Origin of the sequence: Rubrivirga litoralis (genome assembly GCF_031846415.1) — a bacterium.
GTDB lineage: Bacteria > Bacteroidota > Rhodothermia > Rhodothermales > Rubricoccaceae > Rubrivirga > Rubrivirga litoralis.
The window spans coordinates 1-14,460 of sequence record NZ_JAVRHT010000040.1 but is presented as its reverse complement, the minus strand read 5'-3'; the positions used below and the strand labels follow the sequence as shown (position 1 = coordinate 14,460).

Genomic DNA, 14,460 nt, shown 5'->3' with positions numbered 1-14,460 from the left:
GGCGGGGCGGGTGAGGCAGGGGGGAGGGAATGTAACGGGCGTGCGGTCAGGCCGATCCATCCGCCCCGCCCGCGCGTCCGTCCCACGCCCCACCCGCGTAGCGGTCGAGGACGAGGGCGGCGGGGCGGGGCGGGGTGGCGTCGGAGACCGTGAACGCGGCCCGCACGGCGTCGGTGTCGGCGCGGTCCGGGTCGGAGGCGTAGACGAACGCGAGCGGCTCGCCGGCCTCTACGGGCTCGCCCGGTCGTTTGTTGAGGACGAACCCGGCCTTCGGGTCCACGGCGTCCTCCTTCCGCGCCCGCCCCGCCCCGAGCGCGACGGCGGCGTAGCCCAGCGCGAGCGCGTCGACGTCGGCGACGGTGCCCGCGCGGTCGGCCTCGACGGTCGCCACGGGCTCGCCCATGAGCCGGGCGGGGTGGTCGAGCACGGACGCGTCGCCGTCCTGGGCCTCGACGAGCGCGCGGAACGTGGCGAGCGCGCTCCCGTCGGCGAGCGCGGCGCGGGCCTGCTCCCGCCCCGCGTGTGCGTCGGGCGCCGCCCCGCCCAGGGCCAGCATCTCGCCGGCGAGCGCGACCGTGACCTCGACGGTGTCGTCGCAGGCGCCGCCGGTCGGCGTCTCGTCGCGCAGGATGGAGACGGCCTCGGCGGTCTCGGGGCCGTTCCCGACCGCGCGGCCCAGCGGGACGTCCATGCGGGTGAGGAGCGCGACGGCGGGCGTCCCCTCGCGCTCGGCCACGCCGACGAGCGTCTCGGCGAGGCGCCGCGCCTGCGCCTCGTCCTTCATGAACGCGCCCCGCCCGCACTTCACGTCGAGCACGAGCGCGTCGATGCCCTCGGCCAGCTTTTTCGACAGGATGGAGGCGGCGATGAGGGGGATCGACTCGACGGTGCCGGTCACGTCGCGGAGCGCGTAGATCTTTTTGTCGGCCGGCGCGATCTCGGCCGTCTGCCCGATCATGACGGTCCCCACGCGGCCGAGCACGTCGCGGTACTCATCGATCGAGAGGTCGGTGCGGAATCCGGGGATGGCTTCGAGCTTGTCGAGCGTGCCGCCGGTGTGGCCGAGCCCGCGCCCCGAGATCATGGGCACCGGCACGCCGCACGCGGCCACGAGCGGGGCGAGCACGAGCGACACCTTGTCGCCTACGCCGCCCGTCGAGTGCTTGTCGACCTTGGCGCCAGGCACGTCGCTCAGGTCAAGGACGCGGCCGCTGTGGAGCATGGCGCGTGTGAGCGCGGCGGCCTCGGCGTCGCCCAGCCCGCGCACGAAGGCGGCCATGAGGAACGCGGCCATCTGGTAGTCGGGCACGTCGCCGGCCGTGTAGGCGTCAACGAGGGCGGTGAGGTCGTCGGGGGCGACCTCGCCCCCGTCGCGCTTCTGGGTGATCAGGCGGACGACGTTCATCGAGTGCGGAATGGAGAATGCGGAATGACGAAGGGGAGCCCCGGGCGGGGTGGCGCAAACTCCCCACCGGCGCGGGCGTTCTCGGGAGGAGAGGGATGGGAGAGGCACGGAGGGATGGGCAGACGCCCTCCGACCACCCCGCCCGCGCTCATCCCTCACATCCCTTGTCCCTCCATCTCTCTTCCCCATGACTCAGATCTGGATTCCCGAAGCCGGCCCGCCCGACGTCCTCGACGTCCGCGAGGCGCCTGACCCGCGGGCGGGGCGGGGCGAGGTGGTCGTCGACGTCGAGGCGGCCGGCATCAACTTCGCGGACATCCTGGCGCGGCAGGGGCTCTACCCCGACGCGCCGCCGCTCCCGGCCGTCGTCGGCTACGAGGTGGCGGGGACCGTCGCGGCCGTCGGGGCGGGCGTCGAGTCGCTGGCCGTGGGCGACCCGGTGCTGGCGTTCACGCGCTTCGGCGGCTACGGCTCGAAGGTGGCCGTCCCCGAGGTGGCCGCGTTCCGCCGGCCCGACGGCATGAGCGCCGAGGAGGGCGCGGCGATCCCGGTCAACTACCTCACGGCGTTCCAGATGATGATCGTCATGGGCAGCGTGCGCCCGGCCGACGAGCTGGGCGGGCGGCCCGTCCGCGTGCTCGTCCACGGTGCTTCGGGCGGGGTGGGGACGGCGTGCGCCGACATCGGGAAGGCCTACGGTGCCGAGCTGTACGGGACGGCCTCGCCGGGCAAGCACGACTACGTCCGCGAGCGGGGCTACGCCCACGCCATCGACTACCGCAACCGCGACTTCGTCGACGAGGTCATGCGGCTGACGGACGGGGAGGGCGTCGACCTCGTCCTCGACGCCGTCGGCGGGAAGCACTGGGGCCGGAGCCTGAAGACGCTGGCCCCGAGCGGCCGGCTCCTCGTCTACGGCATCTCGTCGGTGACGGGCGGGAGCAAGGTGGACCTCGCCAAGATGCTCCTCGGCGTGCCGTGGGTGAAGACGAACCCGCTCGGGCTCATGAGCCGAAACGAGGGCGTCATGGGCGTCAACGTGGGCCACCTGTGGAACGCCCGCGAGCGCGTGGCGGGGTGGGCGCGCGCCGTGCTCTCGCTCTACGACGCCGGCCACGTCCGGCCCTACGTGGACCGCGTGTTCTCGTTCGACGAGGCGGCCGAGGCGCACCGCTACATCGAGGACCGCAAAAACCGCGGCAAGGTCCTCCTGCGGCCGTAGCCGCCCCGCCCGCGCGTTGTGGGCGGGGTGGTCAGGGCAGGCCCCGCCCCGCCCCGGCCACGCCATCAATCGTAGGGACACCACGCGTGGTGTCCGCATTCGCAGCGCCGCCCCGCCCGCGCGTGGTGGGCGGGGTGGTCATAGAAACGGGGCGGGCCGCATCGCGCAGCCCGCCCCGTTCGCAGTCGTCCGTGCCGGCGGCGCTACGCCGCGGCCGGGGTCTCCTCGGCGGGCGTCGTCGCCGGACCGGCGTCGGTCGTCACGGTGCCCTCGGCGTTGTCGGCGCCCTCGTCGTCGTTGCCGATGGTCTTGGCCTGGGCCTTCCCGTAGCGGCGCATGAACTTCTCGACGCGGCCGGCCGTGTCGACCATCGTCTTCTTGCCCGTGTAGAACGGGTGGTTCGACGAGTCGACCTCGGAGCGGAGCTCGTCGCGGTCCATCGTCGAGCGCGTCGTGAACTCGGACCCGTCCGCGAGCGTGACGGTGACGAACGTGTAGTCGGGGTGGATGTCGGTCTTCATCGGTCGGGGGCGCGGAGTCAGAACCGAAAAGGTACGCGGGCGGGGCGGGTCCGCCCAAGCCGCCCCGCCCGTGTTCCCCCGGTCTTCGCGGGGGCGCTCGGGGCGGGGGGGCGCTCAGGTCGGGACCACCCCGCCCCGATCCCTCTGCCGCCCCGCCCCTACGGGCGCGGGCGGGGTGGTCAGGCGGCGAGCGTGGCCTCGATCTGGGCGACGGAGTCCCGGAGCTCGGCGGCCTTCTCGAACTCCAGGTTCTCGGCCGCCTCGTCCATCTCGCGCGTCAGCTGCGCGACGAGGTCCCGCTTCTGGTCGTCCGTCAGGTACTTCACGACCGGGTCGGCCACCTTCGGGAGCTGGTCTGGGCCGCTGTAGTAGGTCGTCGCCTGCTTGGCGCGGCGCTCGTCCTGCTCCGCCTTGTGGTCGGCGATCGCTGTCCCGCGGCGGACCTCGTCGATGGACTTGGTGACGGTCGTCGGCGTGACCCCGTGCTCCTCGTTGTACGCCGCCTGGATCTCGCGGCGGCGCTCGGTCTCCTCCATCATGCGCGCCATCGAGTCCGTCACGCGGTCGGCGTATAGGACCACGACGGACTCGGCGTTCCGGGCCGCCCGCCCCGCCGTCTGGATGAGCGAGCGCTCGGACCGCAGGAATCCCTCTTTGTCCGCGTCCAGGATCGCGACGAGGTTTACTTCGGGCAGGTCGAGCCCCTCGCGGAGCAGGTTGATCCCGACGAGCACGTCGAACTCGCCCAGCCGCAGGTCGCGCAGGATGTCGACCCGCTCCAGCGCGTCGATGTCCGAGTGGAGGTAGCGCACGCGGACGCCGAAGCTGTCGAGGTAGTCGGTCAGGTCCTCGGCCATCCGCTTCGTGAGCGTGGTCACGAGCACGCGCCCGCCGGCCTTGACGCGGTCGCGGATCTCGCCCAGCAGGTCGTCGATCTGGCCCTCCACCGGCCGGACCTCGACGACCGGGTCCAGGATGCCCGTCGGGCGGATGATCTGCTCGACCACCACCCCGCCCGACTGCTCGAGCTCGTAGTCGGCCGGCGTCGCGCTCACGAAGGTCACGTTGTGGTGGAAGCGCTCGAACTCCTCGAACGTGAGCGGCCGGTTGTCCATCGCCGACGGCAGCCGGAACCCGTGCTCGACGAGGTTCAGCTTGCGCGCGCGGTCGCCGTTGTACATCCCGCGGACCTGGGGGATCGTCACGTGGCTCTCGTCGATGACCATCTGCCAGTCCTCGCCGTGGTTTTTTTCGAAGTAGTCGAGCAGGCAGTACGGCCGGGTGCCCGGCTCGCGGCCGTCCATGTGGCGGCTGTAGTTCTCGATCCCCGAGCAGTACCCGATCTCCTTGATCATCTCGATGTCGAACAGCGTCCGCTGCTCGATCCGCTGCGCCGCGATCATGTTGCCCTCGTTGCGGAGGATCGCGAGCCGCCACCGGAGCTCCTCCTCGATGCCCGCGATGGCCCGGTCGACCTGGTCCTTCGGCGTCACGAAGTGCTTGGCCGGGTAGATCGTGAGCGTGTCCGACTCCAGCGCCAGCTCGTCGCCGGTGAGCGGGTTGATCCGGGCGATCCGCTCGACCTCGTCGCCCCAGAACACGATGCGGTAGGCCTGGTCCTCGAAGTAGGCCGGGAACACCTCGACCACGTCGCCGCGCACGCGGAACGTGCCGGGCGTAAAGTCGACGTCGTTCCGGTTGTAGAAGATGTTGACGAGCTTCAAGAGCAGCTCGTCGCGATCGGTCTCCTGCCCCGGCGTGACCTGGACGAGCTGCTTTTTGTACTCGTCCGGGTTGCCCAGCCCGTAGATGCACGACACGGACGCCACGATCACCACGTCCTTCCGCCCGCTCACGAGCGCCGACGTCGCCCGCAGCCTCAGTCGGTCGATCTCCTCGTTGATCGCCATGTCCTTCTCGATGTACGTGTCGGACGAGACGATGTAGGCCTCGGGCTGGTAGTAGTCGTAGTAGGAGATGAAGAACTCGACGGCGTTGTCCGGGAAGAACGTCCGGAACTCGGCGTAGAGCTGGGCCGCGAGCGTCTTGTTGTGCGAGATCACGAGCGTCGGTTTCCCGACGTTGCGGATGACGTTGGCGGCCGTGAACGTTTTGCCCGTGCCCGTGGCCCCGAGCAGCGTCTGGTAGGGGTCGCCGCGGAAGACGCCCTCGGTCAGCTCCTCGATGGCGCGGGGCTGGTCGCCCATCGGCGTGAACGCCGTGTCGAGCGTGAACGGCGAGCGGATGCGCTGGATCGTGGCCATGAGGGCGGGGCGGGGTGGGGGCAGCCGGGGAACGTAGCGGCCCCGGCTGACAACCGTGCGTCAGACGAGCCGTGTAAGTTGGAGCCCCGCCCGCCGTTCCGACCGCCCCGCCCGCCCGTGCCTGCGACGCTCCCTGACGGATTCCTCCCCGCCCTCCGTCGGCGGCTGGAGGCGCACTACGGCGACCGCCTCGTCCGAGCCGTCCTGTTCGGGTCGTACGCCCGCGGCGAGGCGACCGAGGAGTCCGACGTGGACGTGCTGGTCGTGCTGGGCGGGGAGGTCGACGCGTGGGAGGAGGGGAAGCCGCTCTCGGACATCTCCGTCGACCTCATGTTCGAGTTTGGTCCGGCGCTCTCGATCGTCGTCGTGGACGAGGCGCTGTACGAGCGAAATTGGTCATTCATCCAGAACGTCCGTGAGGACGCCCTGCCGCTCCCCGCATGACCGGCTCTGTCCCTGACCTCCTCGCCCTCGCGCACGACGACCTGGTAGTGGCCCGGAGAGACCGCGACGGCGGCTTCTCTCGGCACGCGGCGTCCCGGGCGTACTACGCCGTCTTCCACGCGGCTGTGGCAGCGCTGGCTGCGAGGGGGGAGCGCCCGAAGACGCACGCCGGCGTTCGTACGCGGTTCGGCGCCCTGTTCGTGCAGGGCGGTCCGTTCGAGAAGCGCCACTCCCGGACGCTCGACGAGTTGGCGAGGCTGCGGAACGACGCGGACTACCACGTCGGCCGAGAAGTCGGGGCCGACGCGGCCCGGGAGGCCGTGGCGGATGCGGAAGCGTTCGTCGCCGACGTGGCCGCCTGGGTCGAGGCGCAGTGACCTACTGGCTCTGGTCCGTCCCGCCCGACCTGTACCCCGCCGTCGTGCGGACGCAGACGTTCGCGCTCCGGCAGCAGGGGCGGAAGCGGCTCGACGAGGTCTGCCCCGGCGACCACGTGTTCGCCTACGTCCCCGGCAGCCGCGTGATCGCCGGTCAGTTTGAGGTCGTCGGCCGGCCGTTCGAGGACGCGACGGCGCTCGTGCCCGGGCGCCACGCGCCGCACCGGGTCCGCGTGCGGCCGGTCGTGGTGCTGCCCGAGGAGGCGTGGGTGCCGTACGACGGGTTCGCCCGCGACCTCCGCGTGCTCGACCAGTACGCCGACGTGCGGCCCGAGGCCCGCTTCCGGCGCGTCGTGCAGCGCGTGCTCCACCGGCTGCCGCCCATCGACGGGAAGGTGCTGGAGTTCGTCGTCCGCGCCCGCGCTGGGGCCGACCCCGAGGCGCTCATGGCCGCCGTCGAAGCCGTCCGCGAGGCGCGCGACGCCGCCCCGCCCCGCCCCGCCGCGCCGCCTGAGGGCGACCGGCCGGAGAGCGCCGCCCCGCCCGCCCAGACCGAGCGGGGCGGGGTGGTCGCGGAGCCCGGCGTCGGCTACGTCGCGCCCCGGGGCTTCGACCGCGCCGAGGCGACCGAGCGGCTGATCGAGGCGCTCGCTGCGCGCGGGTTCGTTTTCGCTCCGTGGGAGGTGGCCGCCTACGTGACGGCGCTCCGCACCAAGCCGCTCGTGCTCCTGGCCGGCGTGACGGGCGTGGGCAAAAGCCGCCTCCCCGCCCTCGTCGCCGAGGCCACGGGCGGGGCGGCCGTCGTGGTCCCGGTCCGCCCGGACTGGACGGACCCGGGCGAGACGATGGGGTACACCGACCTGGCCGGCCGCTTCCGCCCGGGCGCCGTCCTGCGCGCGGCGCGGCAGGCGTCTAGCCACCCCGCCCGCTTCTGGACGCTCGTGCTGGACGAGATGAACCTGGGGCGCCCCGAGCACTACCTCGCCGAGGTCCTGTCGCGCGTCGAGGACCGCCGCCCCGCGCCGGGCGGGTGGGAGAGCGCCCCGCTCCTCACGGACCAACTGGACGTCGAAGAGGCCGCGTGGCAGGCCGTCCGTCTGCCGCCCAACCTCGCCCTCGTGGGGACGGTGAACGTGGACGAGAGCGCGCACGCATTCAGCCGGAAGGTGCTCGACCGGGCGTTCGTGATCGAGTTGGCCGCCCGCGACCTCGCCGCCTGGGACGCCGCCCCGCCCGCCCCGCCCGCAGCCGAAGCATGGCCGGCGTCGGCGTGGACGCCCCGGGCCGTCCGTCTGGGCGGGGCGGCGCTGGACGCGGACGAGCGGGAGGCCGTGCGGCAGACGGTCGCGGCGGTCTCCGAGGCGAGCGCGATCCTGGACCCAGCCGGGCTGGGCGTCGGCTACCGGGCGCGCGACGAGGCGGCCCTGTTCGTCGTCCACGCGGGCGAGACGCCGGGCGCCTTCCGCACCGACGAAGGGGGCGGGGTGGACGCGGTCGACGTGGCGCTGCTCACCAAGGTCCTCCCGCGCATCGACGGCGCCCGCGTGCCGGCCCGCGCCGCCGTCTACGCGCTCCTGGCCTGGGCCGCCGGCGAGCCGGACCGCCCCGCCCGGGACCTCGTCGACGGGTGGGCGGGGGCGGGACGGCCCACGTCGCTCGACGGCGCCCGCTTCCCGCGCACGGCCGCGCGCCTCGCCCGCGTCGCCGAGGGCGCGCTCGACGACGGCGTCGCCTCGTTCTGGGCGTGAAACGCGGGAAATGGGGAATAGGAGCCAGAGGAGCCTTTTCCCTCTTGCCTATTTCCCCTTTCCTGTTTCCCCACCCCTCGCATTCCGGATCGCCCCGCACGTCTGGGTAAAGGTGGCGGCAGAGCGGCTGTGGGCGGCGTCGACGGGGACCGGGACGTCCATGACGAGGTCTTGCCCGTCGCTGCGCGTCGTCGCGCCGAGGCGGCGGAGCCAGGTCGTCATCCGGTCGTTCTCGCGGCCGACGAGGCCCCGAAGCGTGCGCACGCCGAGCGGCTCGGCGGCGACGGCGAGGACAGCCAGGAGCAGCTTGCCCACGCCCAGCCCCTGCGCCGTGTCGAGGACGGTGACCGAGAACTCGGCCACGTCGGGCTCGCTCTGCAGCCGGATCCACCGGCCGACGCCGAAGCCGGGCGCGTCGGGGTCGGTGAGGTCGAGGGCGCCCCACGCGACGTGGTCGACGTGGTCGACCTCGGTGAGGTAGCGGAGGGCGGCGTCGCTGAGCGTCGAGACCGAGCCCAGAAACCGGAGCCGCCGCGACTCCTCGGACAGCTCCGCGAACCCCTGCGCCAGCCGCTCCCGGTCTTCGGGCACGACCGGGCGCAGCGCCACCGGGCGCCCGTCGTCGAGCGTGAGACGGAGGACGAACGGCTCCACAGTCGGCTCCACGAGCGGACCCAAAGGGCGAGGTGGGGAGGCGCTAGCATACGGCCGCTGTGCAAACACTCTTCACCATCGAGACCGCCGCCCTCCGCCTGACGTGGAGCGGCCCGCCCCGCCCCGCCCGGGGCTCCGCGTCGGACGCCGGCCGCCCCGCCCCGCTCGTGGCGCGGGCGCTCGGGGCGGGGCTCCGGCTGGATGCGGGCGGGGCGGCCGCGTCCGACGAGCGGGACGTGGTGCTGGAGGAGGAAACCAGCTACGCCGTCCTCGTCCAGAGCCTGTCCGGCGAGCCGGTGTCGCTGGAGCACCGGGACCCGGTCGTCGTGGGCGGCCTCGTCGCGGCCGACGGCGGGCGCGTGGTGCATGGACGCGTCCGGTTCGGGTCGCAGGCGGGGAGGGCGCGGTTCGTCGTCCGCGCCGGCGGGCGGCCCGAGGTCGAGTTGGAGGTGACGGTCGCCCCGACCAAGCTGCCGCTCTCCGACGTCGAGGCCATGCGCGCGGACGTCGAGGCGGCGGCGGCCGGGCTGTCGGTGGCCTCGCTGCGTCCGGCCACGCTCGCCGGCGGCGCCCGCGAGGGCCGCCCCGCCCCGCCCGTGTGGCTCGCCGCGCTCGCCGCGTCGGTCGGGGCGCTGGAGGACGCCGTCGCTGAGATCGACCGGCGGCCGGCGCTGGAGACGGTCCGCCCCGCCCGCGCCGTCCGCGCCGACCGGCTGCGGCGGGCGTCGCCCGAGACGCGGTCCGCCGCGCGCCGGGGCGGGATGGCGGGCGTCCTCCCCGGCCGCCCCGCCCGGCTCACGGACGACACGGCGGCCCACCGCTGGATCGGGGCGGCGCTCGACCGCCTGGTCTCGCGGCTGGGCGCGCTCGCGGCGGACGAGGTGCGGCGGCGCCCGACGGCGCGGCGCGAGTCCGTGCGCCGCGAGATCGCAGGGTTGGAGGCGCGCCTGCGCCGCGTCCGCGCGCGGCCCGTGCTGGGTGGGGCGGGACGTGCGCCTGCGGTGCCGCCGCTCGTGCTCCGCCGCCGCCCCGCCTACGCCGCGGCCTACGACGCCCTCCGCGCCGCCGAGCGCGGCCTCGACCTCCAGAGCGGCGGCCTCGACGTGGCGACGCAGGACCTCGCCGTCCTCTACGAGACGTGGGCGGCGCTCGTCGTCGTGCGCACCGCCGCCGCTGTGCTCGGACTCTCCGCCCCGCCCCGGCTGGCCGTCGACGTCGAGGGCGCGGACGTCCGCCTGCGGCCGGACCAGGCGGTCGGGCTCGCGGGCGGGGCGGCGGCCGTCGAGGTCCGGTACCAGCCGCGCTTTCCCGCCCCGCCCGCGCTCCTCGTCCAGCGGCCGGACCTGTGGCTGACCGTGCGCCAAGCGGGCCGCAATCCGGCCGACCGCAACCGGGCGGGGCGGCCGACGCGCCGCGTCGTGCTCGACGCCAAGTACCGCCGCGACGACGCGGCCGGCTACCGCCGCCGCCACGGCGCCGCCGGGCCGCCCGAGGACGCGCTCGGCACGCTCCACCGCTACCGCGACGCCATCGTCGGGCCGGGCGGGGAGGCCGGCGTCGTCGACCTCGCCGCGGCGCTTTTTCCGGGCGACGACGACCCCGCGTTCCGCACGTCGCGGCTGTGGACGAGCCTGGACGCGCTCGGTGTCGGTGCCGTGCCGCTGCGGCCGGGGCACGAGGGCGCGCTGCGGGCGCTGCTCACGCGGCTGATCGAGCCGTAGCGCTGACCGCCCCGCCCTCGCCTACGGGCGGGGCGACGGGGCGGGGCGGTTTGCGTTGGCTCGGCGCGCGGCGAGGGCGGCGGCGGCCACCTCGTCGGTCCCGATCACGTCGACGCCGGTGACGAGGAGGGCGTCGTAGGGCTCCGCCGTCGCGGTCGCGGCGGCCTCGTCGTCGATCGCCCCGTAGGCGCCGGCCTGGGCGCGGATGCCGGCCGCGTGGAGCCGCGCGACCACGTCGGCGTCGGGCGGGCCGACGCCGGTCCACGCCACCACGCGGCTCAGGTCGACGTCCGAAGCGAGGAGCGCGTCGGCGGCGGCGACGGTCTCGGCCGTGCTCGACACGACGAGGTCGGGGTCGAGGGCGTAGAGCCGGAGGTGGTCCTCCAGCGAGTACACGATGACGGCGGACTGGTCGGCCGCTTCCAGCCGCTCGACTTCGGCGACCAGCTCCTCGTACGGCACGTCCGATTTGACGTCGAGGAGCAGGACCGTCCGGGCTTCAGCCCACGCCAGCGCCTCGGCGAGTGTCGGCACGCGGAACGAGGTGACGAGGCTGTCCTCGGTCACGAGCCGGAGCGAGCGGATCGCCTCGAACGAGGTCTCGTCGACGCGGCCCGTCCCAGTCGTCGTCCGGTCGAGCGTCTCGTCGTGCATGAGCACAAGGACGCCGTCGGCCGTCCGCCGGACGTCGGTTTCGATGAGGGCCGGCGCGAAGTTGAGCGCGTGCTCGAACGTGGCGAGCGAGTTCTCGGGGAGCCCGTGGGGCGGAGCGCCGCGGTGCGCGCTGACCAGGACCGGCGCCCCGGGCCGCCACCGGAGCGCCGCCGCGAGGTCGTCCGCCGTGTCGTAGTCGCGGTAGTGGACCGACGATGTGGGCACGACCACGCGGTCCGCCGGCCGCTCCTCCAGGGCGAGCGGGCGGGGCGAGCCGCACGCGCCGAGCGCGACGGCCAGCAGGGAGGCGAATGCGGCCACCCCGCCCCGCCAGAGCGGGCGGGGCGGGGTGGGGCGGAGCGAAACGTCGTGGGGCGGGGCGGGGCGGAGGCCGAGGGTCACGCTTCCACCCCGCCCGAGGCGTCGCCGTCTGGGTCGGCGGCCGCTTCGGCGACCCCGTGCTTGAGCCGGGCGAGGACGCCGGCGAACCCGCGCTGCCGCTGCACGCCGAGCAGCTTCGCCACGCCCAGCTGCCGGAGGAGGTCGCCGGGGATGGCGGCGACCTCAGCCGGTGGCGCCCCGTCGTACGCCTCCATCAGGATGCCGACGAGCGCCCGCTGCGTCGGCGCGTGGCCCGGAATGTCGGCGTGGATGCGGACCGCCCCGCCCTCGGCGTCGGGTTCGACCTCGGGGAAAAAGTAGACCTCGGCTTGGCACTCGTGCACCCGGCCGAGCCCGGCGTCGCGGGCCGCCTGGTACTTCTCGGGGAGCGGCGGGAACTGCCGGGCGTGTTCGAGCAGGAGCTCGACCTGCATCTCGGGCGGGACGGAGGCCAACTCGTCGGCGATCTCCTGGAGGCGGGCGTTCATCAACTGCAGGGAACTAGGAAACGGGAAACAGGAACGGGCAGAGCGGGCGGGGTGGTCGAAACGGAGACTCTATTTCCCAGTCCCCATTCCCTGGCCTCTACTCCCCCTCGTCGGGCTCGCCCTTCTCGATCGGCGCGCCGACGAGGTTGCCCCACTCGGTCCACGAGCCGTCGTAGTTCTTGACGTTCTTGAACCCGAGGAGGTAGCGGAGCACGAACCACGTGTGGCTGGAGCGCTCGCCGATGCGGCAGTAGGCGATCGTCGGCTCCTTGGGGCTCAGCCCCTGTTCGTCGAGGTAGATGGCCTCCAGGTCCTCGCGGCTCTTGAACGTGCCGTCGTCGTCGGCGGCCCGGCTCCACGGCACGTTCGAGGCGCCCGGGATGTGGCCCCCGCGGAGGGCGGCCTCCGAGTTCGGGTTGCCCGGGGCGTGCGTGACCTCGCCGATAAACTCCTGCGGGCTGCGCACGTCGACCATCGCCCCGCCGTCCTCCATGTGGCGGAGGACCTCGTCGCGGAAGGCGCGGACCGTCGGCTGCGGCGCGGCGACGGTGTAGTCCGTGCTCTCGAAGTCCGGGGCGTCGGTCGTCAGCGTGCGCCCCTCGGCCTCCCACTTGGCCCGGCCGCCGTCCATGACCCGGCAGTCCTTGTGGCCGAACATGGTGAACGTCCAGAAGGCGTAGCAGGCCCACCAGTTCGACTTGTCGCCGTAGAACACGACCGTCGTGTCGGGGCGGATGCCGAGCTTCGAGCACAGCCGCTCGAACTGCTTCTGGCTGATGTAGTCGCGGACCTCCTCGTCCTGGAGGTCCGTCTGCCAGTCGACGTGGACGGCGTTGTGGAGGTGGCCCGTCGCGTAGAGCAGGACGTCCTCGTTGGACTCGATCACGCGGACGTTCTCGGTGTCGGCGAGGTGGTTCGCGACCCAGTCGGTGGAGACGAGGACCTCGGGGTGGGCGTAGTCGGACATGGGCGGGCGCGGGGGCGGGGTGGCGGAAGCTACAGGGCCGAACCCGCGACGGGCGCCGGGGTGCCGCCCCGCCCGGGCGCGCAGGCGCCTTCACCCGGTCTCCCCTGGGCGGGGCGGCGGCCGCGCCCGGGGCATCGCCTGAGATGTGCGGGCGCTAGGACCCGCGGCGGACCCCGATAAGTATCGACTAAACCCTCTTACACCTCCCCGCCCGTGGCCCCCCGCGCTTACCTCACTGCCCGCCCCCTCGCGTTCGGACACCTCCTCCGCCAGGAGGACGGCGTGGCCTGGATGAAGGCGGCTCTTCAGCGCGTGGCCGAGACCGCGCCGGTCCCGGACCTCGACCGGGCGCTCCGGCTCTACGACCTGCTCGGCCGGCGGAGCGCGATCGACACGCGGCGGACGGCGCTCGAGGACTACGCGCACCAGGATTGGGACCGGATGCGGGTCCACGCCGCCCCGCCCAGCGGCGACGGGCAGGTCGGGGGCGGGGCGGCCCCGTGGTACCGGGCGTCGCTCGACGCGCGGATGGCCGTGTTCGCGGAGACCGCCGAGGCGATCGCGCACGACGCGTTCGCCGGCGACGCCGAGCCGCCCGACGCGCTCCTCCAGGTGAGCTGCACGGGCTACGACAGCCCGAGCGCCGTCCAGCGCCTCGTCGCCGCGCGCGGCTGGGCCGACCGGACGCGGCTCCTGAGCGTGGGCCACATGGGGTGCTACGCGGCCCTCCCCGCCCTCGCGACCGCCGCCGACCTCGCCACGGCCACGGCCGCCCGCGCCGTCGCCGCGGGCGACGAGCCGGGCGGGGCGGCCCTGGGCGGGGCGGACGCGCGGACGTCGGTGCTCCTCGTCGAGGTGTGCACGCTCCACCACCACCCCGCCACGACGGACCCGGACCGGATCGTGCAGCAGGTCCTGTTCGCCGACGGCGCGGCTCGGCTCGACGTGACGGTCCAGCCCCCGCCCGGGCCGCACTTCGCGCTCCTCGACCACTTCGAGGCCATCCTCCCCGATACGCTCGACGAGATGACGTGGCGGCCGGCCGACGGCGGGTTCGCGATGACGCTGAGCCGCGAGGTGCCGGCCCACATCCGCGCCCACGTCGCCGGCGCGTTCGGGGCATTCCTGGCGCGGAACGGGCTGGAGGTAGACGACCTCGACGTGCTGGCCGTCCACCCCGGCGGCCCGCGTGTGATCGAGAGCACGGCCGAGGCGCTCGGCGTCGGCGAGGACCGCGTCCGCCACAGCCAGGGCGTGCTCCGCGAGCGCGGCAACATGTCGTCGACGACGCTCCCCCACATCTGGGACCGCGTGCTCCAGGACGACGACGTGCCGGCCGGCGCCCTCGTCGGCTCCGTCGCCTTCGGCCCCGGCCTGACGGTGACGGGCAACCTGCTGCGGAAGGGCGGGGGGGCAGTCGGTCAGTAGAAGATCAGTGGTTCAGTAGGATCAGTGGGGCGGGGTGGCTGATTTCAGAGCGGCGCGCCCGCCGCGTCACGCGGGCGGGGCGGTCTGAGAACGGTGCTGCCCCGCCCGTGGCCGCCCCGCCCGGCCGCGCTACGCCGTTGCATGCAACGGCGCTACGGCACCCGCCCCACCCCCGGCACAGCGGGC

General features: G+C 74.1%; 12 protein-coding genes and 1 pseudogene. 6 read left to right on the top strand and 7 right to left on the bottom strand.

From position 1 onward, the window contains the following. Window positions 1-46: 46 nt before the first annotated feature. On the bottom strand, window positions 47-1,405 hold the full coding sequence (locus RM540_RS13920; RefSeq protein WP_311665156.1) for a thymidine phosphorylase: 1,359 nt from the start codon (window positions 1,403-1,405) through the stop codon (window positions 47-49). A gap of 187 nt (window positions 1,406-1,592) precedes the next feature. On the opposite strand from RM540_RS13920, the gene RM540_RS13915 reads away from it, so the two are divergent. After that, window positions 1,593-2,627, top strand: a complete 1,035-nt coding sequence (locus tag RM540_RS13915; protein WP_311665154.1) for a zinc-binding dehydrogenase — start codon at window positions 1,593-1,595, stop codon at window positions 2,625-2,627. A 314-nt stretch (window positions 2,628-2,941) separates the two neighbouring features. Here RM540_RS13915 and rpmE read toward each other — a convergent pair. Then, window positions 2,942-3,148, bottom strand: a pseudogene (gene rpmE / locus RM540_RS13910) (50S ribosomal protein L31); the annotation flags it as partial. 179 nt (window positions 3,149-3,327) lie between these two features. Further along, entirely contained in the window at window positions 3,328-5,412 is a 2,085-nt protein-coding gene (gene uvrB, locus RM540_RS13905; protein WP_311665152.1) for an excinuclease ABC subunit UvrB, read from the bottom strand. Between the two features lie 117 nt (window positions 5,413-5,529). On the opposite strand from uvrB, the gene RM540_RS13900 reads away from it, so the two are divergent. Genes RM540_RS13900 through RM540_RS13890 form a run of 3 tightly spaced genes read left to right on the top strand, consistent with a single transcriptional unit; the run spans window position 5,530 to window position 7,981 of the window. Then, on the top strand, window positions 5,530-5,856 hold the full coding sequence (locus RM540_RS13900) for a nucleotidyltransferase family protein (protein ID WP_311665150.1): 327 nt from the start codon (window positions 5,530-5,532) through the stop codon (window positions 5,854-5,856). Then, window positions 5,853-6,233 carry a HEPN domain-containing protein gene (locus RM540_RS13895; protein WP_311665148.1) on the top strand — a complete coding sequence of 127 codons (381 nt, stop codon included), beginning with the start codon at window positions 5,853-5,855 and terminating at the stop codon, window positions 6,231-6,233. Before RM540_RS13900 ends, RM540_RS13895 begins: the two co-directional genes overlap by 4 nt. Next, window positions 6,230-7,981: a DUF8727 domain-containing protein gene (locus tag RM540_RS13890; RefSeq protein ID WP_311665146.1), complete on the top strand. Its 1,752-nt coding sequence runs from the start codon at window positions 6,230-6,232 to the stop codon at window positions 7,979-7,981. The genes RM540_RS13895 and RM540_RS13890 overlap by 4 nt, the downstream gene beginning before the upstream one ends. Window positions 7,982-8,029: 48 nt before the next feature. Here the strand turns inward: RM540_RS13890 and RM540_RS13885 are convergent, their stop codons facing one another. Next, window positions 8,030-8,647, bottom strand: a complete 618-nt coding sequence (locus tag RM540_RS13885) for a GNAT family N-acetyltransferase (RefSeq protein ID WP_311665143.1) — start codon at window positions 8,645-8,647, stop codon at window positions 8,030-8,032. Window positions 8,648-8,694: 47 nt separating this feature from the next. Between RM540_RS13885 and RM540_RS13880 the strand changes: the two genes are divergently transcribed. Then, entirely contained in the window at window positions 8,695-10,356 is a 1,662-nt protein-coding gene (locus RM540_RS13880) for a DUF2357 domain-containing protein (protein ID WP_311665141.1), read from the top strand. A gap of 21 nt (window positions 10,357-10,377) precedes the next feature. Here RM540_RS13880 and RM540_RS13875 read toward each other — a convergent pair whose 3' ends face one another. From RM540_RS13875 to RM540_RS13865, 3 genes are all read right to left on the bottom strand, one after another. Then, entirely contained in the window at window positions 10,378-11,412 is a 1,035-nt protein-coding gene (locus RM540_RS13875) for a glycerophosphodiester phosphodiesterase family protein (protein WP_311665139.1), read from the bottom strand. Further along, entirely contained in the window at window positions 11,409-11,879 is a 471-nt protein-coding gene (locus RM540_RS13870; RefSeq protein ID WP_311665137.1) for a SufE family protein, read from the bottom strand. Before RM540_RS13870 ends, RM540_RS13875 begins: the two co-directional genes overlap by 4 nt. 97 nt (window positions 11,880-11,976) lie before the next feature. Continuing rightward, window positions 11,977-12,846, bottom strand: a complete 870-nt coding sequence (locus tag RM540_RS13865) for a sulfurtransferase (protein WP_311665135.1) — start codon at window positions 12,844-12,846, stop codon at window positions 11,977-11,979. A 213-nt stretch (window positions 12,847-13,059) separates the two neighbouring features. Between RM540_RS13865 and RM540_RS13860 the strand changes: the two genes are divergently transcribed. Next, entirely contained in the window at window positions 13,060-14,274 is a 1,215-nt protein-coding gene (locus RM540_RS13860) for a 3-oxoacyl-[acyl-carrier-protein] synthase III C-terminal domain-containing protein (RefSeq protein ID WP_311665133.1), read from the top strand. Window positions 14,275-14,460 lie beyond the last annotated feature (186 nt).

What these genes read in the sequence shown, in the direction of transcription:
- RM540_RS13920 (WP_311665156.1), bottom strand. Translation starts at nt 1,405, where the DNA reads ATGAACGTCGTCCGCCTGATCACCCAGAAGCGCGACGGGGGCGAGGTC.
- RM540_RS13915 (WP_311665154.1), top strand. Translation starts at nt 1,593, where the DNA reads ATGACTCAGATCTGGATTCCCGAAGCCGGCCCGCCCGACGTCCTCGAC.
- uvrB (WP_311665152.1), bottom strand. Translation starts at nt 5,412, where the DNA reads ATGGCCACGATCCAGCGCATCCGCTCGCCGTTCACGCTCGACACGGCG.
- RM540_RS13895 (WP_311665148.1), top strand. Translation starts at nt 5,853, where the DNA reads ATGACCGGCTCTGTCCCTGACCTCCTCGCCCTCGCGCACGACGACCTG.
- RM540_RS13870 (WP_311665137.1), bottom strand. Translation starts at nt 11,879, where the DNA reads ATGAACGCCCGCCTCCAGGAGATCGCCGACGAGTTGGCCTCCGTCCCG.
- RM540_RS13865 (WP_311665135.1), bottom strand. Translation starts at nt 12,846, where the DNA reads ATGTCCGACTACGCCCACCCCGAGGTCCTCGTCTCCACCGACTGGGTC.